At 72.8% G+C, this 24,065-nt stretch carries 17 protein-coding genes; 5 read left to right on the top strand and 12 right to left on the bottom strand.

Going from position 1 to position 24,065, the window contains the following annotated elements:
* Window positions 1-18: 18 nt before the first annotated feature.
* From BR85_RS05440 to lepA, 6 genes are all read right to left on the bottom strand, one after another.
* Window positions 19-753 (bottom strand): 16S rRNA (uracil(1498)-N(3))-methyltransferase, encoded by a 735-nt coding sequence (locus tag BR85_RS05440; protein WP_028495606.1) that lies wholly within the window; start codon window positions 751-753, stop codon window positions 19-21.
* 3 nt (window positions 754-756) lie between these two features.
* Window positions 757-1,869 (bottom strand): molecular chaperone DnaJ, encoded by a 1,113-nt coding sequence (gene dnaJ, locus BR85_RS05435; protein ID WP_028495605.1) that lies wholly within the window; start codon window positions 1,867-1,869, stop codon window positions 757-759.
* A 42-nt stretch (window positions 1,870-1,911) separates the two neighbouring features.
* Window positions 1,912-2,949: a heat-inducible transcriptional repressor HrcA gene (hrcA, locus tag BR85_RS05430; RefSeq protein ID WP_028495604.1), complete on the bottom strand. Its 1,038-nt coding sequence runs from the start codon at window positions 2,947-2,949 to the stop codon at window positions 1,912-1,914.
* A 78-nt stretch (window positions 2,950-3,027) separates the two neighbouring features.
* On the bottom strand, window positions 3,028-4,245 hold the full coding sequence (gene hemW / locus BR85_RS05425; RefSeq protein ID WP_028495603.1) for a radical SAM family heme chaperone HemW: 1,218 nt from the start codon (window positions 4,243-4,245) through the stop codon (window positions 3,028-3,030).
* On the bottom strand, window positions 4,245-4,895 hold the full coding sequence (locus BR85_RS05420; RefSeq protein ID WP_028495602.1) for a DUF1990 family protein: 651 nt from the start codon (window positions 4,893-4,895) through the stop codon (window positions 4,245-4,247). The genes hemW and BR85_RS05420 overlap by 1 nt, the downstream gene beginning before the upstream one ends.
* Before the next feature lie 10 nt (window positions 4,896-4,905).
* Window positions 4,906-6,759 (bottom strand): translation elongation factor 4, encoded by a 1,854-nt coding sequence (lepA, locus tag BR85_RS05415; RefSeq protein ID WP_028495601.1) that lies wholly within the window; start codon window positions 6,757-6,759, stop codon window positions 4,906-4,908.
* 224 nt (window positions 6,760-6,983) lie between these two features.
* Here lepA and BR85_RS05410 point away from each other — a divergent pair, with 224 nt between their 5' ends.
* Window positions 6,984-11,702, top strand: coding sequence for an ExeM/NucH family extracellular endonuclease (locus tag BR85_RS05410; protein ID WP_424960581.1), 4,719 nt, complete (start codon window positions 6,984-6,986; stop codon window positions 11,700-11,702).
* A 51-nt stretch (window positions 11,703-11,753) separates the two neighbouring features.
* Entirely contained in the window at window positions 11,754-12,476 is a 723-nt protein-coding gene (locus BR85_RS05405; protein WP_028495600.1) for an alpha/beta fold hydrolase, read from the top strand.
* Here BR85_RS05405 and BR85_RS05400 read toward each other — a convergent pair.
* A complete protein-coding gene (locus BR85_RS05400; protein ID WP_028495599.1) occupies window positions 12,427-13,689 on the bottom strand; it encodes an MFS transporter in 1,263 nt (420 codons plus the stop codon). The genes BR85_RS05405 and BR85_RS05400 overlap by 50 nt on opposite strands.
* A gap of 210 nt (window positions 13,690-13,899) precedes the next feature.
* On the opposite strand from BR85_RS05400, the gene rpsT reads away from it, so the two are divergent.
* Entirely contained in the window at window positions 13,900-14,160 is a 261-nt protein-coding gene (gene rpsT / locus BR85_RS05395; RefSeq protein WP_028495598.1) for a 30S ribosomal protein S20, read from the top strand.
* A gap of 94 nt (window positions 14,161-14,254) precedes the next feature.
* Here the strand turns inward: rpsT and holA are convergent, their stop codons facing one another.
* The 5 genes from holA to BR85_RS05370 form a co-directional block, all read right to left on the bottom strand.
* On the bottom strand, window positions 14,255-15,289 hold the full coding sequence (holA, locus tag BR85_RS05390; RefSeq protein WP_028495597.1) for a DNA polymerase III subunit delta: 1,035 nt from the start codon (window positions 15,287-15,289) through the stop codon (window positions 14,255-14,257).
* Between the two features lie 9 nt (window positions 15,290-15,298).
* Complete coding sequence (locus BR85_RS05385) at window positions 15,299-17,626, bottom strand: ComEC/Rec2 family competence protein (RefSeq protein WP_028495596.1); 2,328 nt, start codon at window positions 17,624-17,626, stop codon at window positions 15,299-15,301.
* Entirely contained in the window at window positions 17,623-18,213 is a 591-nt protein-coding gene (locus BR85_RS05380) for a ComEA family DNA-binding protein (RefSeq protein ID WP_028495595.1), read from the bottom strand. The genes BR85_RS05385 and BR85_RS05380 overlap by 4 nt, the downstream gene beginning before the upstream one ends.
* Before the next feature lie 89 nt (window positions 18,214-18,302).
* Entirely contained in the window at window positions 18,303-20,894 is a 2,592-nt protein-coding gene (gene leuS, locus BR85_RS05375; RefSeq protein ID WP_028495594.1) for a leucine--tRNA ligase, read from the bottom strand.
* Window positions 20,895-20,963: 69 nt separating this feature from the next.
* Entirely contained in the window at window positions 20,964-22,271 is a 1,308-nt protein-coding gene (locus tag BR85_RS05370; protein ID WP_051526168.1) for an anthranilate synthase component I family protein, read from the bottom strand.
* A 42-nt stretch (window positions 22,272-22,313) separates the two neighbouring features.
* Between BR85_RS05370 and BR85_RS05365 the strand changes: the two genes are divergently transcribed.
* Entirely contained in the window at window positions 22,314-22,997 is a 684-nt protein-coding gene (locus tag BR85_RS05365) for a DedA family protein (RefSeq protein ID WP_028495592.1), read from the top strand.
* A 4-nt stretch (window positions 22,998-23,001) separates the two neighbouring features.
* Window positions 23,002-24,033, top strand: coding sequence for an App1 family protein (locus tag BR85_RS05360; protein WP_028495591.1), 1,032 nt, complete (start codon window positions 23,002-23,004; stop codon window positions 24,031-24,033).
* The last annotated feature ends 32 nt before the right edge of the window (window positions 24,034-24,065 follow it).

Genomic DNA, 24,065 nt, shown 5'->3' with positions numbered 1-24,065 from the left:
CAGTCTAGCCAGCGGCGTTCACCACCGGCCGAGGCGGACGCTGGCGACGGCGAGGGCCGCGGGTCCTGCGGTGGACGTGCGCAGCACCGTCTCGCCGAGCCGCACGAGCGTGGCGCCGGCGGCGGTGAGCGCCGTGAGCTCCTCGGGTGCGATGCCGCCCTCCGGACCGACGACGAGGACGAGGTCGCCGTCGCCGGCGGTGAGGTCGAGGGCGGACAGCGCCGCTTCGGCGGTCGGCTCGAGGATCAGCATCCGCGACTGCGCCGCGCGCGCCGCGAGCTGGCGCGTCGTGACGGGCGACGTCACCTCGGGGACCCAGAGCCGGTGCGCCTGCTTCGCGGCCTCCCGGACGATCGCGCTCCACCGGGCGACGCCCTTGGCGGCCTTCGCGGCATCCCAGCGCGAGACGCTGCGCGCCGCCTGCCACGGCACGATCTCGTCGACGCCGAGCTCGGTGGCCGCCTGCACCGCGAGCTCGTCGCGGTCGCCCTTCGCGAGCGCCTGGACGAGCACGAGCCGCGGACGCGGCGGCTCGGTGACCGTGCGAGCGGTGACCCGCACGGTCACCCGCGCGGGTGTGGCCTCCTCGACGGCGCCGCTGAGCCGGACGCCGCGCCCGTCACCGACCGTGACCTCCTCGCCGACGCGGACGCGGCGGACCGCCGCGGCGTGGTGCGCCTCAGCGCCGGTGAGGACGACCTCGCCGCCCACCGGGATGTCGCCGGCATCCTCCACGAGGAAGTGCAGCGCCACGGCTCAGCCGTTCCGGAACCGGTCGCGGAGCTTGGAGAACATCCCCTGGTGGAACTCCGCGAGGCGGGGAGCCGGGGCCTTCGACTTCTTCGCGAAGTCCTCGATGAGGGCCCGCTGCTTGGCGTCGAGCCGCGTGGGCGTGACCACCTGGATGCCGACGCGAAGATCGCCGCGCTGCGTGCCGCGCAGCGGGGTGATGCCGCGGCCCTTGATCGTCAGGACGTCGCCGGACTGGATGCCGGGACGCACCTCGAGGTCCACATCGCCGTCGAGCGACGCGATGCGGGTCGTGGTGCCGAGGATCGCGTCGGGCATCGAGACCTCGAGGGTCGCGAGCAGGTCGTCGCCGTCACGGCTGAACGTCTCGTGCGCCGCCACGGTGACCTCGAGGTAGAGGTCGCCGTTCGGGCCGCCGGCGGGGCCGACCTCCCCGGAGCCCGGCAGCTGCAGGCGCAGGCCCGACTCGACGCCGGCGGGGATGTCGACGGACACGGTGCGGCGCGAGCGGACGCGCCCCTGGCCCTGGCACGATGCGCACGGGTACGGGATCGTCGTGCCGTAGCCCTGGCAGGTCGTGCACGGCTGCGACGTGACCACGTTGCCGAGGAGGCTGCGGACCGTGCGCTGCACCTGACCGGAGCCGTGGCAGATGTCGCACGTGACCGGCTGCGTGCCCGGCTGGCAGCACGAGCCCTGGCACGTCTCGCAGAGGACGGCGGTGTCGACCTCGATGTCGCGGTGCGCGCCGAAGACGATGTCGCCGAGGTCCAGCGTGACGCGCACGAGGGCGTCCTGGCCGCGCTCGCGGCGCGAGCGGGGGCGTCCCCCACGCCCTCCCCCGCCTCCGCCGAAGAACGTCTCGAAGATGTCCCCGAAGCCGCCGAAGCCCTGCGCCCCGCCGAACGGGCTGTTGTCGCCGCCCATGTCGTAGCGCTGCCGCTGCTCCGGGTCGCTGAGCACGTCGTAGGCGTGCGTCACGAGCTTGAAGCGCTCGGAGGCGTCCGCGCCCGGGTTCACGTCCGGGTGCAGTTCGCGGGCGAGCCGCCGGTACGCCTTCTTGATCTGGTCGGGGGTCGCATCTCGCGACACGCCGAGTACCTCGTAGTGATCAGCCACAATCGCCTTTCCTGGGCGCCCGCGAGGGCGCGTATGCGTCGTTCAGCGGGACCGCTCGTCTTCGTCGAGCAGTCGGCTGAGATAGTGCGCGACGGCGCGGACCGCCGCGAGGTTGGTGGGATAGTCCATGCGGGTGGGGCCGAGGATGCCGACGCGCGCCCGCGAGCCGGTGGGGTCGTACTCGCTCGCGAGGACGGACGCTTCGGAGAGCCCGAACGACTCGTTCTCCTGCCCGATGGACACCGAGAGCCCCTTGTCGTCGGCGACCATCTCGCTCATGAGCCGTAGCAGGGTCACCTGCTCCTCGATGGCCTCCAAAAGCGGATAGATGCTGCCGCGGAAGTCGTTCTCCCGTCGCGCGAGCGTCGCGGCTCCGGCCATGACGAGGCGGTCCTGCCGGAATTCGTCGAGCTCCTCGGAGACGATTCGCGCGACCGTGCGCAGCGCGAGGTCACGCCGGTCGCCGGCGCCCTCGACGGCGAGCAGGTCGGTCACGGCCTGCGCGGCGTCGCGCACGCTCTTCCCGGTCACGAGAGACGCGACCTGCGCCTTGACCGCGAGGGTCTCGTCCTCGTCGGGCTCGAACGGGAGGAACGCGACGCGCTGCGAGACCCGGCCGGTGTCGGTCACGACGATGACGACGACGCGTGTCCCGCCGAGATGGACGAACTCGACGTGCGAGACGCTCGCGCGCGCGAAGGACGGGTACTGCACGATGGCGACCTGGCCGGTGAGCTGGGTGAGCGACCGGACGGTGCGCACGAGGAGGTCGTCGAGGTCGACAGGAGCCTCGAGGAACGAGGAGATCGCGGCGCGCTGCGCGCCGGTGAGCGGACGGAGCTCGGCGAGATGGTCGACGAAGACGCGGTAGCCCTTGTCGGTGGGGATGCGCCCCGACGACGTGTGCGGGGCGGCGATGAGCTCCTCGTCCTCGAGCAGCGACATGTCGTTGCGGATCGTCGCCGCCGAGACGCCGAAGTGGTGGCGGTCGACGATCGCCTTGCTGCCGACGGGCTCGCGCGTGTCGACGTAGTCCTGCACGATCGCGCGGAGGACCTGCAGACCTCGTTCGGAGACCATGGTCCCTCCTCGCTGGCACTCGTGATCCTGGAGTGCCAATTCTATCCCGCCGCGCGGACGGATGCCCCTCCGGAGAGGTCAGACGGTCAGCGCCCGGACGACGGCGTCGGCGAGGAGCCGGCCGCGCCGGGTCAGGACGATGCGGCCGTGCACGGCCGCCGCCCCGTCGATGAGCCCGTCGGCGATGAGGGAGGCGACGGCCCGGCGACCCTCGCCGGTGACCTCCGACACGGGAAGGCCCTCGGCGATGCGCGAGCGCAGCAGCACGGTCTCCAGGCGACGGGCGGCTTCGTCGGGGCGCTCCCGTCCGGCCGCGGGCGACTCCCCGGCGGCGAGACGCTGCGCGTAGGCGGCAGGGTGCTTGACGTTCCACCAGCGGAGCCCCCCGACGTGGCTGTGCGCGCCGGGACCGTAGCCCCACCAGTCGGTCCCCCGCCAGTACGCGAGGTTGTGGCGCGACCGGTGCCGCTCATCCCTGGCCCAGTTGGACACCTCGTACCAGCCGTAGCCGCCCGCGGCGAGCAGGTCGTCCGCGAGCTCGTACATGTCGGCCTGCAGGTCGTCGTCCGGCGCGGGCACCTCCCCGCGGCGGATCTGCCGCTCGAGCCTCGTGCCGTCCTCGATGATGAGCGCGTACGCCGAGATATGGTCCGGCGCGAGGGCCAGCGCGGCATCGACCGATCGTCGCCAGTCGTAAAGGGACTCCCCCGGCGACCCGTAGATGAGGTCGACGCTGACGTCCAGGCCCGCGCGGCGCGCCGCGGCGACCGCGGTCGTGACCCGGGCCGGGTCGTGGGTGCGGTCCAGGACGGCGAGGACGTGCGGCACGGCGGACTGCATCCCGATCGACAGCCGCGTGACCCCGGCGGCGGCGAGCTCGGCGGCCACGGCGTCGGTGACGGTGTCCGGATTGGCCTCGACCGTCACTTCGGCGCCGTCGGCGAGACCGAACGTCTCCCGGACGCCGGTGAGCATCCGGGCGAGGTCGCCGGGGGGCAGGAGGGTCGGGGTCCCGCCGCCGAAGAAGACGGTCTGGGCGGGCCGGAGCGGTCCGCGCTCGGCGAGGACCCGCCGCGACAGCGCGACCTCGTGCAGCACCTCGTCCGCGTACGCGTCCTGCCGTGCGCCGCGCAGTTCGGTGGCCGTGTAGGTGTTGAAGTCGCAGTAGCCGCACCGTACGCGGCAGAACGGCACATGCAGGTACACGCCGAAGTCGGTCTCCGGTGACGGTGCGATGTCGGCCGGCAGTGCGCCGTCGCGCGGGGCGGGATCGCCGACGGGGAGCGCGGCGCCCATCAGGCGGGGGTGGCGTACAGCGGCGAGATCGCGCGCAGGTACCCCTGGAAGAGTTCCCGGCGGCGCCGCTTGGTCAGGGGCGGCAGGAGCCGGTAGAGCGGCGCGACGGGACGGTCGAACGCCCGCACCGTGAACCACACCTCATCGTTGTCGCGCCAGTCGACGAGGAACGACTCCTCGCCGCTGACGACCGAGTCGGACACGGTGCCGAGCGCGAACCCGACCCGCCGCGGCTCCTCGATGACGTAGATGACCCGCAGCTCGGCGTCGGCGCGCATCGCCTTGACACGCCCGTGCACGCGGATCGTCGTCCCCGCCGCGACATAGGGCGTCCCGTCGGCGTCGAAGCGCTGGTCCGCCTCCATCCGGCTCGGCACGAGCGGGTTGCCCTCGGCATCGAAGCTGACGCCGGAGTACATCGGCCCGGCGGCCGGGCGCACGTCGGTCAGTTCCAGACCCGCGCCGCGCAGGGCGCTCCAGGCCAGGAGGGCGTCGGCGGACGAGGCGAACCGGGCCTGGCCGCTGCCGATCCGCCAGGAGGCCTCGGCGGGGACGCTCTTCTCGGGCGGGTAGCCCATGAGGTCGGCCGCCTGAGTCGCCCCGACGGCGGCGTAGTCCACTGTCCCGTCCTGGAAGCTCCCGCGGCGCATGGGCTCCAGCCTACTTCTTGTCCTTGCTCTCGACGTCGCCGGAGAGGGCGGCGATGAACGCCTCCTGGGGGACCTCGACGCGACCGACCATCTTCATGCGCTTCTTGCCCTCCTTCTGCTTCTCCAGCAGCTTGCGCTTGCGGCTGATGTCGCCGCCGTAGCACTTGGCGAGGACGTCCTTGCGCATGGCGCGGATCGATTCGCGGGCGATGATGCGGGCGCCGATGGCGGCCTGGATGGGCACCTCGAACTGCTGGCGCGGGATGAGCTTCTTCAGGCGCTCGGTCATGAGCACGCCGTACGCGTAGGCCTTGTCGCGGTGCACGATCGCGCTGAACGCGTCGACGGGCTCGCCCTGCAGCAGGATGTCGACCTTCACGAGATCGGCCTCCTGGTCGCCGCTCGGCTCGTAGTCCAGCGACGCGTAGCCGGCGGTCTTGGACTTCAGGTGGTCGAAGAAGTCGAAGACGATCTCGCCGAGCGGCATGCTGTAGCGGATCTCGACGCGGTCCTCGCCGAGGTACTCCATGCCCAGCAGTGTGCCGCGACGCGACTGGCAGAGCTCCATGATCGTGCCGACGTAGTCCTTGGGCGCGAGGATCGCGGCCTTGACCATCGGCTCCGTGACGCTGGAGATCTTCGTCCCGGACGGGAACTCGCTGGGGTTGGTGACGGTGAAGGTCTTCTTGTCGTCGGTGACGACCTCGTAGGTCACCGACGGCGCGGTGGAGATGAGGTCGAGACCGAATTCGCGCTCCAGGCGCTCCGTCACGATCTCCAGGTGGAGCAGACCCAGGAACCCGCAGCGGAACCCGAAGCCCAGGGCGACGGAGGTCTCCGGCTCGTAGTTCAGGGACGCGTCGGACAGCTTGAGCTTGTCGAGCGCTTCGCGGAGCACGGGGTAGTCGCTGCCGTCGATCGGGTACAGCCCGGAGAAGACCATCGGCTTCGGGTCGGTGTAGCCCGGCAGCGGAGAGGACGACGGCTTCGCCGCGTTCGTCACGGTGTCGCCGACCTTCGACTGCCGCACGTCCTTCACGCCCGTGATGAGGTAGCCGACCTCGCCGACCCCGAGACCCTTCGTGGGAACGGGTTCGGGCGAGGACACGCCGATCTCGAGCAGCTCGTGCACCGCGCGGGTCGACATCATCTGGATGCGCTCGCGCGGCTTCAGCGACCCGTCGATCATGCGGACGTACGTGATGACGCCGCGGTACGCGTCGTAGACCGAGTCGAAGATCATGGCGCGGGACGGGGCGTCCGGGTCGCCCTGGGGAGCCGGGATCTGCGCGACGACGTGGTCGAGGAGCTCCTCGACCCCCATGCCGGTCTTGCCGCTGACCCGCAGGACGTCTTCGGGACGTCCGCCGATGAGACCGGCGAGCTCCTTCGCGTACTTCTCCGGGTCGGCTGCCGGCAGGTCGATCTTGTTCAGCACCGGGATGATCTGCAGATCGTTCTCCAGTGCCAGGTACAGGTTCGCGAGCGTCTGGGCCTCGATGCCCTGCGCCGCGTCGACCAGCAGGATGGCGCCCTCGCAGGCGGCGAGCGAGCGCGACACCTCGTAGGTGAAGTCCACGTGCCCGGGCGTGTCGATCATGTTCAGCGCGAAGGTGCCCTCCGGCGTCGTCCACGGCATCCGCACGGCCTGCGACTTGATCGTGATGCCGCGCTCGCGCTCGATGTCCATGCGGTCCAGGTACTGCGCGCGCATGTCGCGGTCGGAGACCACGCCGGTGATCTGCAGCATCCGGTCGGCCAGCGTGGACTTGCCGTGGTCGATGTGGGCGATGATGCAGAAATTGCGGATCAGCTCAGGAGGGGTCGCAGACGGCTCGAGAGGCTTCAGGGCACGGGGTGACATGTCCCGTGAAGTCTACCGGCGGGGAAGCGGGATGCTGCGCGGCGGCGTCCGCGAGCGGTGAACCATACGGGGTCCCGAGCGTGACACGCCAGAACGGGTTCGATGAGAAAGAGTTAACCGATCTGTCACTTGTCGAACGGGCCGGTTGCACCGAATGCTCGGTGTTGCGGACGGATTCTGCGCGAAACCCTCACGCGCCCGAGCCGCACGGGAGAACACACACTGTGACGCAGCACACCGACCGCCCCTCCGCGCGCCCGGCCCGACTTCGGCTGGGCGCGATCTTCGCCGCCACCATCACGGCATCCGCCGGCATCGCGCTCACCCCGAGCGTCGCCGTCGCGGCCGTCAGCCCCGATGCCGACATCGTCATCAGCGAGGTCTACGGCGGCGGCGGCAACAGCGGAGCCGCCTGGAACCGGGACTTCATCGAGCTCGCGAACGTCGGCGACACGGCCGTCGACCTCGGCGCCTACAGCGTGCAGTACGCCTCGGCGTCGGGCACCTCCTGGCAGGTCACGAACCTCACGGGCGTGACGCTCCCGGCGGGTGAGCAGCTCCTGATCGGGCAGGCGACCGGGGCCAACACCGCCCTGCCCGCCTTCACCCCGGACGTCGAAGGCACGATCGCGATGAGCGGCTCGGAGGGCAAGGTCGCGCTCGTGTCGGCCCAGACCGCGCTCGCCGGCGCGACCGGCGTGGCCGCGCTCGAGCAGGTCGTCGACCTGGTCGGCTGGGGCAGCGCGAACGCGTTCGCCGGCTCGGCGGCGGCTCCCCGCACCGACAACGCCCGCAGCATCGCCCGCGACGCGGCGTTCACGAACACCGCCGACAACGCGGCGGACTTCACCCTCGGCGCGCCCACCCCGACGGCCCTGGGCGACGGCGGCGGAGACCCCGAACCCGAGCCGACGACCGCCACGATCGCCGAGATCCAGGGCACCGGCGACGCGTCGCCGCTGGCCGGCGCGACCGTGACCACGACGGGAGTCGTCACGGCGCACTACCCGCAGGGCGGCTTCAACGGGTACGTCATCCAGACACCCGGCACCGGCGGCGCGCTCGACGCGGCGCACACGGCATCCGATGCCCTCTTCGTCTACGCGCCCGGCGCCGTCGGCGAGGTCGCGCTCGGCGACACGGTCGAGGTGACCGGTGTCGTCTCGGAGTTCAGCGGCCTCACCGAGCTGACCGTCGCCGCCGGCGGCGCGACCAAGATCGCTGACGCCGCGGCTCCGATCCCCGCGACCGTCCCCTGGCCGGCCACCCCTGCCGAGCGGGAGGCCCTGGAGTCGATGCTCGTGCAGCCGCAGGGCGCGTTCACGGTGAGCAACACCTACGCCACCAACCAGTACGGCGAGGTCGGGCTCGCGGCGGGCACCACTCCCCTGCGTCAGCCCACCGACGCCGCGCGCCCCGGCACCCCGGAGGCCGCCGCGATCGCCGCAGACAACGCCGCCCGCGCCGTCACCCTCGACGATGGCACGACGATCAACTACCTGAGCGCCGCGAACAGCGCCCTCATCCCGGCCTACGTCTCGCTCACCGAACCGGTCGTCGTCGGCGCCTCGCTCACCTTCGCGGCACCCGTGATCGTCGATTACCGCAACAACGCCTGGAAGCTGAACCCCACGACCCCGCTCGTCGGCGACGGCACCGGGGCGGACGGGGTCGCGTTCGCGAACCCGCGGACACCGGCTCCCGACGCCGTCGGCGGCGATCTGTCCATCGCCTCGTTCAACGTCCTCAACTACTTCACGACCCTCGGGAACGAGGACGCCTCGTGCGTCGCGTACACCGACCGCCTCGGCGACGGGGTGACGGTCCGCGACGGGTGCGACCAGCGCGGGGCGTGGGACGCCGCCGACCTGACGCGCCAGCAGGACAAGATCGTCGCGGCCATCCGGGCGCTGGATGCCGACGTCGTCGGCCTCATGGAGATCGAGAACTCCGCGGCCCTCGGCGAACAGGCCGACGAGGCCACCGCGACCCTGGTCGCCGCGCTCAACGCCGCGGCCGGTGCCGGCACGTGGGCGTACGTCCCCTCGTCGGCCGACCTGCCGGACGTGTCCGAGCAGGACGTCATCACGAACGCGATCATCTACCAGCCCGCCGCCGTCAGCCCGGTCGGCGCGGCGCGCGCGCTCGGCGACCAGAGCGGCGCCGGCGAGGCGTTCGGCAACGCCCGCGAGCCCATCGCGCAGGTCTTCGAACCCGCGGGCGGCGGCGCGCCGTTGCTGTTCGTCGTGAACCACTTCAAGTCCAAGGGATCCGCCGGGCCGTGGCCCGGCGACGCCGACGCCGGCGACGGGCAGGGCTCGTCCAACGAGTCCCGCGTCCGCCAGGCGACGGCGCTGCGCGACTGGGTGTCGACCATCCGCGGCGATGTGGACGCCGTCGCCCTCGTCGGCGACTTCAACTCGTACGGTCAGGAGGACCCGCTGCAGGTGCTCTACGACGCCGGCTACGCCGACGCGGAGCAGGCCTTCGACGTCCCGACGCAGTCGTACAGCTTCTCCGGCCTGTCCGGGTCGCTCGACCACGTGCTGCTGAACCAGGCGGCGCGCGACCGGGCCACCGGCGCCGACGTCTGGAACATCAACTCGGGCGAGTCGGTGGCGCTGGAGTACAGCCGGTTCCGTTCGCACGGTGCCGAGTTCTACGCGGCCGACGTCTACCGCTCGAGCGACCACGACCCCGTGCTCGTGGGCCTCGACGCCGACGCGGCGCCGGTCACCCTGACGCTGCTGGGCATCAACGACTTCCACGGCCGCATCGACAACAACACCGTGAAGTTCGCCGGAACGGTCGAGCAGCTGCGGGACGCCGCATCCGGTCCCGTGCTGTTCCTCTCCGCGGGCGACAACATCGGCGCGTCGCTGTTCCCGTCGGCGGTCGCCAAGGACCAGCCGACCATCGATGTGCTCAACGCGCTCGGCCTGCAGGCATCCGCCGTCGGCAACCACGAGTTCGACCGCGGGTGGGCCGACCTGTCCGGCCGCGTGTCCGACGCGTTCGACGCGCCACAGCTGGGTGCCAACGTGTACCTCGCGGGCACCGAGACGCCCGCGCTCGACGAGTACGCGCTGCTGGATGCCGGCGGCCTCACGGTCGGCGTCATCGGCGCCGTCACCGAGGAGACCCCCTCGCTCGTCTCCCCGGCCGGCATCGTCGACCTCGCCTTCGGCGACCCCGTCGAGGCCGTGAACCGCGTGTCGGCGCAGCTGACCGACGGCGACGCCGCGAACGGCGAGGCGGACGTGCTCATCGCGCTGTACCACGAGGGCGCCGGGGCCGGCACCTCGGACGGCGCGACGCTCGAGGAGGAGATCGCCGCCGGCGGGCCCTTCGCCTCCCTCATCGAGGACACCTCCCCCGAGGTCGCCGCGATCTTCACCGGCCACACGCACAAGGAGTACGCGTGGTCGGCGCCGATCCCCGGCACGGACCGCACGCGGCCCGTCGTCCAGACCGGCTCGTACGGCGCGCGGATCGGCGAGATCACGCTGACGGTCGACCCGGCCACCGGCGAGATCACGGCGCACACCGAGCGCAACGTCAACCGCACCACGACCGACGACGCCACGCTCATCGCCCAGTACGACCGCGTCGCGGCCGTCTCGGAGATCGTGAAGAAGGCCCTGGCCGACGCCGCCGAGATCGGCAACACGGCCATCGGCGAGGTCGGCGGCGACATCACGACGGCCTTCAGCGGCGGATCGTACGTCGACGGTGTCTACACGGGCGGCACGCGCGACAACCGCGCCGCGGAGTCCTCGCTCGGCAACGCGGTGGGCAACATGCTGCGCGACTCGCTCGCCGACCTGCCGAACGGTGCGACGATCGGCGTCACGAACCCGGGCGGTCTGCGCGCCGACCTGTGGGACACGCAGGCCGAGTTCGGCGCGACGGCCATCCCGGGGATGGCGGACGGGACGGTCTCGTTCTCGCAGGCCAACGCGGTGCTGCCGTTCAACAACACCCTGGCCCTCGTGACGCTCACCGGGGCGCAGTTCACCACGATGCTCGAGCAGCAGTGGCAGCGGGATGCCGCGGGGAACATCCCGCAGCGCCCCTACCTCCAGCTGGGGCTCAGTGACAACGTGTCCTACACGTTCGACCCGTCCCTACCCGAGGGGCAGCGCATCACATCGGTCACGGTCGACGGGCAGCCGCTCGACCCGGCCGGGCAGTACCGCATCGGCACGTTCTCGTTCCTGGCGACCGGCGGAGACAACTTCCGCGTGTTCACGCAGGGCACCGACTACGTCGACACGGGCCTGCAGGACTACCAGGCGTGGGTCGACTACATCGCCGACAACTCCCCGCTGGAGCCCTCCTTCGCCCGTCGCGCCGTGCAGGTGGCCGGCGTGCCGGAGAGCGTGCGGGCCGGGGAGACGGTGCAGTTCTCCGTCGCGGGCCTGGACCTCACGAGCCGGGGTGCGCCGCTGAACACGACGCTGGCGGTCGCGCTCGGCGAGACCGTGCTGGGGTCCGTCCCCGTCACGGGCGGCGCCGCCACCGTGTCGGTGACGCTCCCCGCCGGCACGCCTGCCGGCGCGGCGGCCCTCACCCTGACAGCCGCGCCGTCCGGCACGGTCGTCACCGTGCCGCTGACGGTCGAGGCCGCGCAGGTGAAGGCGGAGACGCAGACGCGCCTGTGGGCGATCCTGCCGATCCACATCAACCGCCTGCTCCCGACGACCCTCGTGGCCGCCGTGACGCAGGACGGCGGGCGCCCGAGCGGTGTCGTGGAGTTCCGCGAGGGCGGCGCCGACGGCACGCTCGTCGGCACGGCGACCGTGAAGTCCGGCACGGCGACGCTCCGGCTCGGCACCCTGAGCCGCGGCATCCACCAGTACACGGCCGTCTTCGTGCCGAGCGACCCCCAGACGGTCGAGGGGTCCTCCAGCCGCACGGTGAGTGTGCGGGTCGTTCGCTGATCCCGGCTCCGGGAGGGGCGGCGCCCGCGCCGCCCCTCCTAGGCTGAGGCCATGACGATCTCGGTCGTGATGGTGCACGGGATCCGCACCTCCGCATCGATGTGGCGCGCGCAGCTCGCGCACCTCGAAGAGCGCGGCATCCCCGCCGTCGCCGTGGACCTGCCGGGGCACGGCACCCGGCGGGGCGAGGAGTTCACGCTCGACGAGGCCATGCGGACCATCGACGCGGCAGTGCAGGATGCCGCCGCACGCGGCCGCGTGCTGCTGGCCGGTCATTCGATGGGCGGCCTCCTGTGCATCGAGTACGTCGGACGCGAGACGCGTCCGCCCGTGGACGCCTTCATCGCCGCCTCCTGCTGCGCGATCCCCCGAGGGCTGGGGCTGCGGGCGTACCGCACGCTCGCCCGCGGGTTCAATGCGCTCCCCGGCCGCGGCCAGTGGTTCACCGACCGCGTGCTGGCCGGCACCCTGCCACCCGAGACGCGCGGCGACTTCGGTGCCGGCGGCTATGCGTACGACGCGCAGGACGTCGCCCTGGCGAGCCTGTCGGTCCTCGATCTCCTGGCGGCGCTGCGCCGCATCGACGTGCCGACGTGGTTCGTCAACGGCCAGTACGACCAGCTGCGCGTCAACGAGCGCCTCTTCGTGTCGCTCGTGCCCGACTCGGAGCTCATCGTGGTGCCGCGCACGACGCACCTCGTCACCGCGATGCGCCCGCGGGTGTTCAACGCGGTGCTGGATCTGGCTCTCGCGACGATGGATGCCGGGCGCTGACGCGGGACGTCATGACGGCGCCCGCGACCGAGAGCAGCGCCGCGCTCGCGAACAGGAGCCAGAACCCGCCGACCAGGGCGACCAGCGCCGCCCCGATGAGCGGGCCGAGCAGCTGGCCCAGGTTGGCGGCGACCGTGACGAGGCCGAGGTCGCGCGCGTGGTCCTCCGCGCGGGGAAGGAGATCGGTCGCGAGTGCGAGGCCCACCGACGTGAACGCGCCGAAGCCCACCCCGAGGATCGCCGCCGCCACCAGCGCCACGGGGTAGGTCGCCACCGCCGCGAGAAGGGCGGCGGCGACCGCCTGGACGAGTGCGGCCCCGACGACGAGCCGCCGGCGGTTTCCCGTGCGGTCCGAGATCCGCCCGCCGACGACCGAGGCCGCCACGACGAACACGGTGTACACGAGGATCAGCAGCAGCAGGTCGTCCTCGGCCTGCGCGGCCGGGGTGCCGACGCCATAGCGCAGGAAGAACAGCAGCAGCGTCGTCCCGAGCGCGTTGCCCAGGTTGACGACGAAACGCCCGCCTAGCATCCAGGTGAAGTCGCGGTTGCGGAGCACCGCCCAGCGCGCGGCGGGCGGCTCGTGCCGCGTGGGCAGGGCGATGCCGCGAGCGGGGTCGGGCAGCAGCAGAGCCGCCGCCGCTCCGGAGACCGCGACGAGCGCGGCGAGCACGAGGTACCCGCCCGTCACGTCGAGGTCGAGGAGCGCGATCGTCCCGACGCCCACGATGAGCCCGACGGCCTGCGTGGACCCGACGACCGCGGAGGCCGCGCCGCGCTGGTCGGAGAGCTGATCGGCGATGAGGGCGGTGAACGCGGCCGAGGAGATCGCCACCCCCAGGGACAGACCGGTCCAGCCGAGGCCCACCGCGAGCGGGCCCGAGGCGAACGCCGTTCCGATGAGCGACACGGTCATGAGCGCCGTGCCCGCGAGTGCCCACGGCCGCCGGCGGCCGAGGGGCGAGCCGGTGCGGTCGGACAGGTGACCGGCGAGAGGCGTCGCGAGCAGGGCCACGAGCCCCCCGACGCCCAGCACGAGCCCCGAAACCACGACGCCGCCGATCCATTCGCCCTCTCCCCCGGGCGTGTCCAGCTGGAGCGGGATGAGAAGCTGCAGCGGCGTCAGCTGCACGGCCCAGATCGCAAGCCATGCGAGGGCGAACAACGAGAACCACCGGGCGCTGACGCGTGCGGGCGGCGGGGAGGATGCCACGGTGCTCCTTCGTCACGGGCCGGATCCGGCAGGATCGATCATGCCCGACCCGATGTCGACGGGCGCCGCGGCACGGCCGTCGGAGCGAAACCTGATAGACTCGGTGATTGGCTTGCGTGTGGGCTCCTCTCTCACACGACCGCCGTGCGACAGCCCTCTCTTGTCTCTCGGCACATCCATCGATAACTCCGAACGAAAGATACGTCGAACGTGGCGAACATCAAGTCGCAGATCAAGCGCAACAAGACCAACGAGAAGGCGCACGAGCGCAACAAGGCCGTCAAGAGCGGCCTGAAGACCGAGGTGCGCCGCACCCGCGAGGCCATCGCCGCCGGCGACAAGGCCGCCGCCGAGAAGGCTCTCGCCCAGGCATCGAAGAAGCTCGACAAGGCCGTGAGCAAGGGCGTCATCCACGAGAACCAGGCTGCGAACCGCAAGTCGGCGATCGCGAAGCAGGTCGCCGCTCTCTGAGCCTCGTCTGTCACGAAGGCCCGCCCCTCCGGGGGCGGGCCTTCGTCGTTCCCGGGCGCGACCCGCGCCGGGCTCGCGCGGACGGTGTGCGCGGTCAGGCGCCGTACGGCGCGCGGGTCGCGATGACCGTGACGAGGCGTTCGACCGCGAACACGGGGTCGCGCGAGGCGCCCTTCACTTCGGCGTCGGCGCGTGCCGCGGCCTGGATCGCGATGCCCAGGGACGCCTCCGACCAGCCGGCGAGGTCGCGTCGCGCGCGGTCGACCTGCCAGTCCTTGAGCCCGAGACGCGACGCGAGTTCGCGGGCGGGCTCGCGGGAGCCGGCGACCCGCGCCATCGTGCGCAGCTTGGAGGCGATCGCCGCGACGAGCGGGACCGGGTCGGCGCCGCTGGCGAGGGCGTGCCGCAGCGCGATGAGCGCCTCGCCGTAACGACCCGCGATGGCCGTGTCGGCGACGGTGAACGCGGATGCCTCGACCCGGCCGCCGTAGTACCGCTGCACGACGTCCTCGCCGATGTCGCCGGAGACGTCGGAGATGAGCTGCTGGCAGGCCGCGGCGAGCTCGGTCACATCGTCCGCGAACGCGGAGACGAGCGCGCGGAGGGCGGCGGGAGCGATGCGGCGCTGCGCGGCCTTGAACTCCCCCGCGGCGAAGTCGAACTTGTCCGAGTCGCGCTTGATGGCCGGGCACGCGATCTCCACGCCGCCGCCGGTGCCCGACCGGATGGCATCCAGGAGCTTCTTGCCCCGCACGCTCGCGCCCGTGTGGCGGAGCACGACGGTCGCTCCGTCCTGCGGTGACTCCAGATACGCGAGCGCCTCGGTCAGGAACGCGTCACTGCACTTCTCCACACCCGTGACGCGGACGAGCCGCGGCTCGGCGAACAGCGAGGGCGACGTGACGGCGAAGAGCGACCCGGGTGCGTAGTCGTCGGCGCGGAGGTCGGAGACCTCGAGGCTCGGATCCTCCGCACGGAGGAATTCGCGGATGCCGGCCGTCGCACGCTCGGCACAGACCTCTTCCGGGCCCGACACGAGCACGATGGGCGCCGGCTGCGGGGCCCGCCAGGAGATCTGCGGGATCGCCGAGGCGGTGCGCGCGGCGGGGCGGCGCGGAGCGGGCGTCATCCCTCCAGCCTACTGACGGCCCGTGACACCGGCGGACGCGTCGGCCCGCCAGACGTGGATGCCCTCGCCCGTGCGCCACAGGAGGGCGGCGCCGCCGCGGTCGGTCCGCAGCACCGTCGCGCCGAGCCCGTCCAGGACATCGAGGATCTCGTCCCGCGGGTGTCCGTAGGTGTTCTCCCCCACGGTCACGAGCGCGACCTGCGGCGCGAGGCGCGCGTACAGCGCGGGCTCCTGGTCGGCGCTGCCGTGGTGGGCGACCTTCACGACGGCCACGCCCCGGGGCACGCGTCCTGTCGCGAGGAGTCCCTGCTGGGCGGATGCCGACAGGTCACCGAGCAGCACGGTCGAGGGGATTCCGCCTCCCTCCACGGCCAGGATGACGCCCGCGTCGTTGCCCGGCCCGTAGCCCTGTTCCCTCGCCCGCGGCCACAGCACGCGCCAGCCTGCCTCGCCCAGGGTCCCCGAGACCCCCGCGTGGCCGGGTACGAGCCGGGCGCCACCGTCGGAGAGGCCGGCGAGCAGGGCGACATCCTCGGGTGACGACGGCGGCCCGTGCAGCACCGTGTCGACCCGCCCCCGGACGGCGGCGACCCCGCCGCGGTGATCGAGGTCGAAGTGGGTCAGCACGAGGAGGTCGATGCGGGCCACCCCGAACCTGTCGAGGCAGGCGCCGAGCGGTGCGGGGTCCGGACCGGTGTCGACCAGCGCGACCCGTCCCGCCGACCGCAGCAGCACGGCGTCGCCCTGACCGACGTCGCACGCCACGATCGACCACGCCGGCACGCGCACACGATCGATGAGCGCCGCGACCGGCCCGGCGGCGACGCCGACGCCGAGGAACGCGGCGAGCAGCAGGACCGCCGTCCGGCGCACGGCGGGCGCCACCCCCGGCACGATGAGCGCCGCCGCGCACGCGCCGACGATCGCCAGCAGGGCGAGCCCGGGCAGCCCCTCCGGCCAGGGCGCGCTGCTGCCGGGCAGCGCCGCGAACGTGGTGGCGGTGCCGGCGATCCACGCCGAGGGCACCCAGGCGAGCGCCGCGAGCCCCGGGCCGATCAGCGGGATCCCCGCCGTCAGGCAGGCCGCGAGGCCGAGCACCGTGCCGACGGGCGCGGCCGGGGCGGCGAGCAGGTTCGCCACGACGCCATACACCGCGACCCGCGGGTCGATGAGGACGATGAGCGGCCCGCACGCGAGCTGCGCGGCGAGCGGCACCGCGAGCGCGAGGGCGAGCGGTCGCGGCATCCACCGGGCAAAACCGTCCGCGAGCGGTCCCGCAGCCAGGAGCAGCGACGCCGTTGCGGCGGAGGACAGCGCGAAGCCGAGCGATCCCGCGAGCCACGGGTCCACGATCAGCAGCACCGTGATCGCGAGAGCGAGGACCGACATGCCCGCCCCGATCCGGCCGAGCAGCACGCCGAGCATCGCGATGGCCGCCATCGCCCCGGCCCGCACGACGCTCGGCTCCGGCGAGACGAGCACGACGAAGGCCGACAGCGTCGCGACTCCGGCCGCGACCCGGAGACCGCGTGAGGCGCCGGTGAGCGCCGCGGCGGCGAAGGCGAGCCCGACGACGAGCGCGCAGTTCGCGCCGGAGACCGCCGTCAGATGCGACAGGGATGCCGTCTTCATGGCGGTGTCGAGGTCCGCGGTGACCGCCGACGTGTCGCCGACCGCGAGGCCGGCGATGAGCCCGGCCGCCGGCTGCGGCAGACCCGCGACGGTCTCCTGCAGGCCGCCACGGAGTTCGGCGGCCGCCGCGAGCACGCCGGCCGGCGGCGCCCGCAGCCGGAGGCCCGGGCCCGCCCGGATGACGAGCACGGCCCGGTCGCCGGCATCCGCACGGAAGGCCGTGCCCCGCAGCTGGATGCGCGCGCCCAGGTCGAGGCCCGCGGGTGCGTCACCGGTCCGCACGACCACGGGCACGGGTGCCGTGAACGCGCGGTCCCCGTACGCGATCCGCTCCGTGAGCGCGTCGAACCGCCAGCCGGATGCGCCGCGCTCGACCTTGCCGACGACGTTCGCGTCCACGGCGATCACGCGCCCGCCGTCGACCTCCAGAGCGGATGCCGCCGCGCGCGCCGGCTGCGCGAGCGCCACGTGGCTCGCGACCGCGGCCGCACACGCGAGGGCCACGGCCGCCAGGGCCGCGTCCGCGCGCCGTCGTCCCGGCGTCCGCGACGCGACCGCCAGCAGCCCGGCAGCGAGCGCCCACAGTCCCGCGGCGATGCCCGGCGACGCCGCCGGCAGATGCGTCGCGACACCCGCCGCGACCCACGCGGCGAGGGCGACCGGCACGAGCCGCAGGTCGCGCCGGCGCGCCGTGCGACTGCTCACAGGGTCACCAGGTCGCGGAGACCCGCGAGCATCTTCTCGCCGATGCCGGGGACGGCCAGCAGGTCCTCCACGCTCGTGAAGCGGCCGTTCTCCTCCCGCCACGCGATGATCCGCTCCGCGAGTGCCGGGCCGATGCGCGGCAGGGTGTCCAGCTCCGTGGCCGCGGCCGTATTGAGGTTGACGAGGCCGTCGCCGTCGCCCGCCGTGCCCGCCGTGCCCCCTGGCGGCGGCGCCTCCCCCACCCGGGGCACGTGCACCTGCTCGCCGTCCGTGAGGAGTCGCGCCAGGTTCACCGCCGAACGGTCGGCGTCGCCCGCGAACCCGCCGGCGGCGGCCACGCCGTCCACGAGCCGCGCCCCCTCGTCGAGGCGGTACAGGCCCGGCTGCGCGACGGCGCCGGCCAGATGGACGTAGAGGGCCGCCGGGCTGACGGCCGTCGTCGGCAGCGGGACCACCTCGGCGGTGGTCCCGGTCGTCCGGACGACCCCGATCAGCACCGTGATCGCGGCAGCGGCGAGCACCACGACGATCGCGGCGCCGACGCCGAGACGCCGGCGTGCACGCGCCGCCTCGGCCGTTCCGCTCACCGCGCCAGGTTCGCACCTGCCGCGGCGGCGGGGAGCCGCGCTTCACGAAGACGTGGACGGACGGCGCTCCGCCCCCGCCGGGGAGGAGGCTAGGACGTGGTGAAGCTGACGACCTTCGGCGCCCGGACCACGGCCCGCGTGATCGCGCGACCGGCCAGGGCGCGGACGACCTTCTCGTCCGTGCGGGCGAGGGCCTCGAGCTCGTCGGCGGAGACGCGGGCGGGCACCGTGAGGGTGCCGCGCACCTTGCCGTCGATCTGCACGACCGCGGTGACCGACTCCTCGACGAGGAGGGTCGGGTCGGCCTGACGCCACGGCACGAGACCGACGAACGGCTCGTAGCCGAGGATCTCCCACATCTCCTCCGCCGTGTGCGGTGCGAACAGGTCGAGCACCATGGCGATGGCCTCGGCGGCTTCCCGCACGGCCGGGTCGGCTGCGCCGGCACCGCTGTCGATCACCTTGCGGGTGGCGTTCACGAGCTCCATGAGGCGTGCCACGACGACGTTGAACTTCGTGTGCTCGACGAGGCCGGGGGCGTCCGCCCAGAGGTGGTGGGTGACGCGGCGCAGCGCCGCATCCCCGTCCTTCCAGGCGACATCGGTGGGGCTCGCGACGTCGCGGGCGACGCGCAGCGCACGGGCCAGGAACTTCTGCGCGCCCGTGGTCGACACGTCCTCCCAGTCGATGTCGTCCTCGACGGGCCCGGCGAAGGCGATCGCGATGCGGACGGCGTCGGCGCCCGGGTCGACCATGCTCGACGCGAACTCGACGAGGTTGCCCTTCGACTTGGACATCTTCGAGCCGCTGAGCAGCACCATGCCCTGATTGATCAGCGACGAGAACGGCTCGGTGAAGGAGATGAGCCCCATGTCGAAGAGGACCTTCGTGATGAACCGCGCGTACAGCAGGTGCAGGATCGCGTGCTCGACACCGCCGATGTACGCGTCGACCGGCGCCCACCTGTCCGCCTCACGGGACGGGAAGGCCTCGGCCGGGTCGTTCGCCGCCAGGAAGCGGAGGAAATACCACGAGCTGTCGACGAACGTGTCCATCGTGTCGGGGTCGCGCAGCGCCGGCTCGCCGGTCTCGGGGTCGACGGTCTGCATCCACTCGGTCGCGCCGCCGAGCGGCGACGTGCCCTTCGGGGCGAGGTCGAGCCCGTGCGCGTCGGGCAGACGCAGCGGGAGCTCCTCGTCGGGGACCGGGACGATCCGGCCGTCCTCGGTGTGGACCATCGGGATGGGGGTGCCCCAGAACCGCTGGCGGGAGATCAGCCAGTCGCGCAGCCGATACGACTTCGCGGCCCGGCCGGTGCCGGCCGCCTCGAGCTGCTCGATGACGCGGGCGATCGCGTTGCGCTTGGACAGGCCGTCCAGCGGACCGGAGTTGACGAGGCGGCCGTCCCCCGTGAGTGCCACGCCGGTGCGGGCGGGGTCGAGGTCGGTGAGGTCCGGCTCCGCGGAGCCCGGATCGATCGGGACGCCCTGCTCGTCGAGTTCGATCACGGGGATGGCGCCGGTGACGGGCGCCGTCGTGTCCACGACGACCTTGACGGGCAGACCGAAGGCGCGCGCGAAGTCGAGGTCGCGCTGGTCGTGCGCGGGCACGGCCATGACGGCGCCGTGGCCGTAATCGGCCAGGACGTAGTCGGCGGCCCAGACGGGCAGTCGCTCCCCGTTGACGGGGTTGATGGCGTACCGGTCCAGGAAGACGCCGGTCTTCGGGCGGTCGGTGCTCTGCCGCTCGATGTCGGTCTCCTTCTGCACGCGCTCCAGATAGTCCTGGAAGCGCATGCGCACCTCTGCCGAGGCACCGGATGCCAGTTCGGCGGCGAGGTCGGAGTCGGGCGCGACGACGAAGAAGGTGGCGCCGTGCAGCGTGTCCGGCCGCGTGGAGAAGACCGTGACCTTCTCGGCGCGGCCCTCGATCTCGAAGTCGATGTCGGCGCCGACGGAGCGGCCGATCCAGTTGCGCTGCATCCGGATGACCTTCTGCGGCCAGAACCCCTCGAGCTGATTCAGGTCATCCAGCAGGCGGTCGGCGTAGTCGGTGATCTTGAAGTACCACTGCGTCAGCTTCTTCTTGACGACCTCGGTGCCGCACCGCTCACAGCGCCCGTCGACGACCTGCTCGTTCGCGAGGACGGTCTGGTCCTTCGGGCACCAGTTGACGGGGCTCGCCTTGCGGTAGGCGAGGCCGCGCTCGTACAGCCGCTGGAACAGCCACTGGTTCCAGCGGTAGTACTCCGGGTCGCTCGTGTGCAGCACCCGGCTCCAGTCGTACGACGTGCCGAAGTGCTGCAGGCTCGCCTTCTGCTGCGCGATGTTCGCGTACGTCCACTCGCGCGGGTCCGCCCCGCGCTGGATGGCGGCGTTCTCGGCAGGCAGCCCGAAGGAGTCCCAGCCGATCGGGTTGAGCACGTTGTAGCCGCGGTGGCGCCAGAAGCGCGCCACCGTGTCGACATACGCGTAGTTCTCCGCGTGCCCCATGTGCATGTCGCCGGACGGGTACGGGAACATCCCGAGGACGTACTTGCGCGGCCGGGTGTCGTCATCGCCTCCCGCGCGGAACGGGTCGGCCTCGGCCCACCGTCGCTGCCACTTCGCCTGGATGGCGTACGTGTCGGAGGCACCGTCCTCCGGGATGGCAGTGGTGTCGGGCGTGGAGGTCGTGGACAAGGGAAGCCAATCGTGCTGGAGCGGGAGTACGCGGAGTGCGCGCCCTCCCAGGTTACCGGACGCGCCGTTTCACCAGCCCGGTGGCAGCGCGGCCCCGAGCGCGGCGAGCGGACCGCGGGCCTTCACCCCGACTTCGGCGACCTCCGCACCGGGATCCGACCCCCACGTGATGCCGCCGCCGGCGCCGACCGACGCCCCTCCCGGGTGCACCACGATCGAGCGGATGACCATCGCGAGGTCGGCCGTGCCGTCGTGGCCGACCCAGCCGAAGCATCCCGCGAACACGCCGCGCGGCGCGTCCTCCAGCGCGTGCAGGATCGTCATCGCCGACAGCTTCGGCGCCCCGGTCATGCTCCCCGCCGGGAAGGCGGCATCCAGCACGTCCCCGACCGTGCGCCCCGGCTGCAGCCGCCCGCCGACGGCGCTGACCAGCTGATGGACGGCGGGGTACGACTCGACGACGAGGAGCTCCTCGACGCCGACCGTGCCCGGCAGGCACACGCGCTGCAGGTCGTTGCGCATGAGGTCGACGATCATGACGTTCTCGGCGCGCTCCTTCGGACTGGCGCGCAGCTCCGCAGCCAGGGCCGCGTCGGCGGCGGGGTCGTCGGAACGGGGCCGCGTGCCCTTGATCGGGCGGGTCCGCACGATGCCGTCGCCGATCTCGAGGAACCGTTCCGGGCTCGCGCTGGCGAGGGCGTACGGGCCGCTGCGCAGCAGCCCCCCGTGGTGTGCGGGCGTCGCCTCGCGGAGGGCCAGGTAGGTCGCGACGGCATCCACCGGCTCTGCGGATGCCGGCACGTCGAAACGCGTCGTCAGGCACAGCTGATAGGCATCCCCCGCACGGATGGCCTCGCGGCACCGGCCGATGAGCGCCGCGTACGCGCCCGGCGCGTGACGCCCGCGGGCCACGCGACGAGGCGGGGCCGTCGGGGGCGGCAGCGCGCCCGCACGCCAGGACTCCACCTGCGCGACGAAGGCGTCGAGCGCCCCGGGCGGCGCGACCGCCCACAGCGTCCGCGTCGTGTGGTCCACGGCGACGAACCGGTCGACCTCGAGCCACATCTCGGCCGGGGCGGTGTCGTCGGCCGACGCCGGCGCCCCCGCACGCGCCGCGGCGGCGTCGTACCCGAGCCAGCCGACCCAGCCGCCGCCGAACGGCAGCGGAAGCGACGACCGCACCGCCGGCGCGACGGTGACCTGCTGCGGCGCGCGCGGGTCACCCGGCGTGCCGGTCCCGAGGAGACTCCACCCCGTCGTGGCGGCGGGGCCGGCGTCCAGCCAGAAGCTGTGCGCGGCGCGCGCGGGACCGTTCGCATGGAGGACGGCGGGATCCGTCCAGCCGGCCAGCGCGCGGGCGGCGAGGACAGGAGGCACCCTCACAGGCTAGACCGGCGCATCCGGTCATAGTCTGGTGCCGTGAACGAGTTCCTCACGTGGCTCCTCGACGCGGTGCAGAGTGTGGACCCGGTCTTGAGGACGCTGCTCGCGGGACTCGCGATCATGCTCGAGACGAGCGTGCTGGTGGGGCTCGTCGTGCCCGGTGACACGATCGTCATCGTCGCGGGCACCGCCGTCGGCTCCGTCGTCGAGGGCGCGCTCCTCGTGGTCGCCGTGATCGTGGGCGCGCTCATCGGGGAGAGCATCGGCTTCCTGCTCGGGCGCTGGCTGGGTCCCCGCATCCGCTTCTCGAAGCTCGGGGCGAAAGTGGGCGAGGACAACTGGCGGCGCGCGGAGCTGTACCTCCGCCGCCGCGGCGGCCCGGCCATCTTCCTCTCCCGGTTCCTGCCGGTCCTGCACTCCCTCGTGCCGCTCACGGTGGGCATGAGCGGGTTCGCCTACCGTCGTTTCCTCGCCTGGACGGCTCCGGCATGCGCCGTGTGGGCCGTGCTGTACGTCAGCGTCGCCGCCGCGGCGGCGGGGACCTACCGCGAGCTCGCCGACCAGCTGCATTTCGCGGGCTACATCTTCGTCGGGGTCATCGTGGGTTTCCTGCTGCTCGCGTATGTCGCCAAGCGCGTCATCGTCGCCCGGGAGTCGCGTCACCTGCGTCTGGAGGACGAGGCCGAGGTCCGGCCCTCCTCCGACGGCGTGGGAGACTGAGTCGATGCCCACCCCCCGCAACGCCCGCGCGAAGATCCTGTGGCTCGCGCGCCTGGAGTACCGGTTCCACTCCTGGCGGGAGCGCCGTGCCCGCCGGCGCGGGCAGCTTCCGACGGTCGCGGCGTACCCCGGGTACGGCAGCGAGCAGTGGGTCCGCGTGCTGGGCCGCGCCCTCATCGTCCCGCCGGTGCGCACGCAGCGCGGCGAGTACGCGAGCGTCCGCGGCTGGCGGAGCTTCGCGGCCGTCCCGGTCGGCTTCGCCCAGGTCTCCATCACGATCGACGGGGTGACGCACGAGGTCGTCGCCGACCGCGGCGGCGTCATCGACGCCGTGATCGAAGCCCGGCTCTCCCCCGGCTGGCAGGCCATCACGATGTCGGTCGAGGGCTCCGAGCCCGTCGAGACCCGCGTGTTCGTCGTGGGCGCCGATGTCCGGTTCGGCGTCATCTCCGACGTCGACGACACCGTCATGGTCACGGCACTGCCGCGGCCCTTCGTCGCGGCGTGGAACTCCTTCGTCCTCGACGAGCACGCCCGCCAGCCCGTCCCCGGCATGGCCGTGCTGCTGGAGCGCCTCGTCCGGGATCACCCGGGCTCCCCCGTCGTCTACCTCTCCACCGGCGCGTGGAACGTGGCGCCCACCCTCGTGCGCTTCCTGCGCCGGCATCTCTTCCCGCTCGGCGCGCTGCTGCTCACCGACTGGGGTCCCACGCACGACCGGTGGTTCCGCAGCGGCCGCGAGCACAAGCAGGAGAACCTGCGGCGGCTGGCGCGCGAGTTCCCGGACGTCAAGTGGATGCTGATCGGCGATGACGGTCAGCATGACGACGACCTCTACACGAGCTTCACGAGCGAGTTCCCCGGGCACGTGACGGCCGTCGCGATCCGCCGCCTGTCCCCCGCCGAGGCCGTGCTGGCCGGTGGCCGGACCGCCGTCAACGACCACTCCGCCGCGGCAGTGCCGTGGGTCACCGGGCCGGACGGCGCGGGCCTGCTCGACCGGCTCTCCGAAGTGGGCGTGCTCGACGCCGACTGACCCGGCGTGTCGGCGACCCCGCGTACGCTGGC

This window comes from Microbacterium sp. UNCCL10 (assembly GCF_000746195.1).
Lineage (GTDB): Bacteria > Actinomycetota > Actinomycetes > Actinomycetales > Microbacteriaceae > Microbacterium > Microbacterium saccharophilum.
This window is presented reverse-complemented; position numbering and strand designations above follow the sequence as displayed.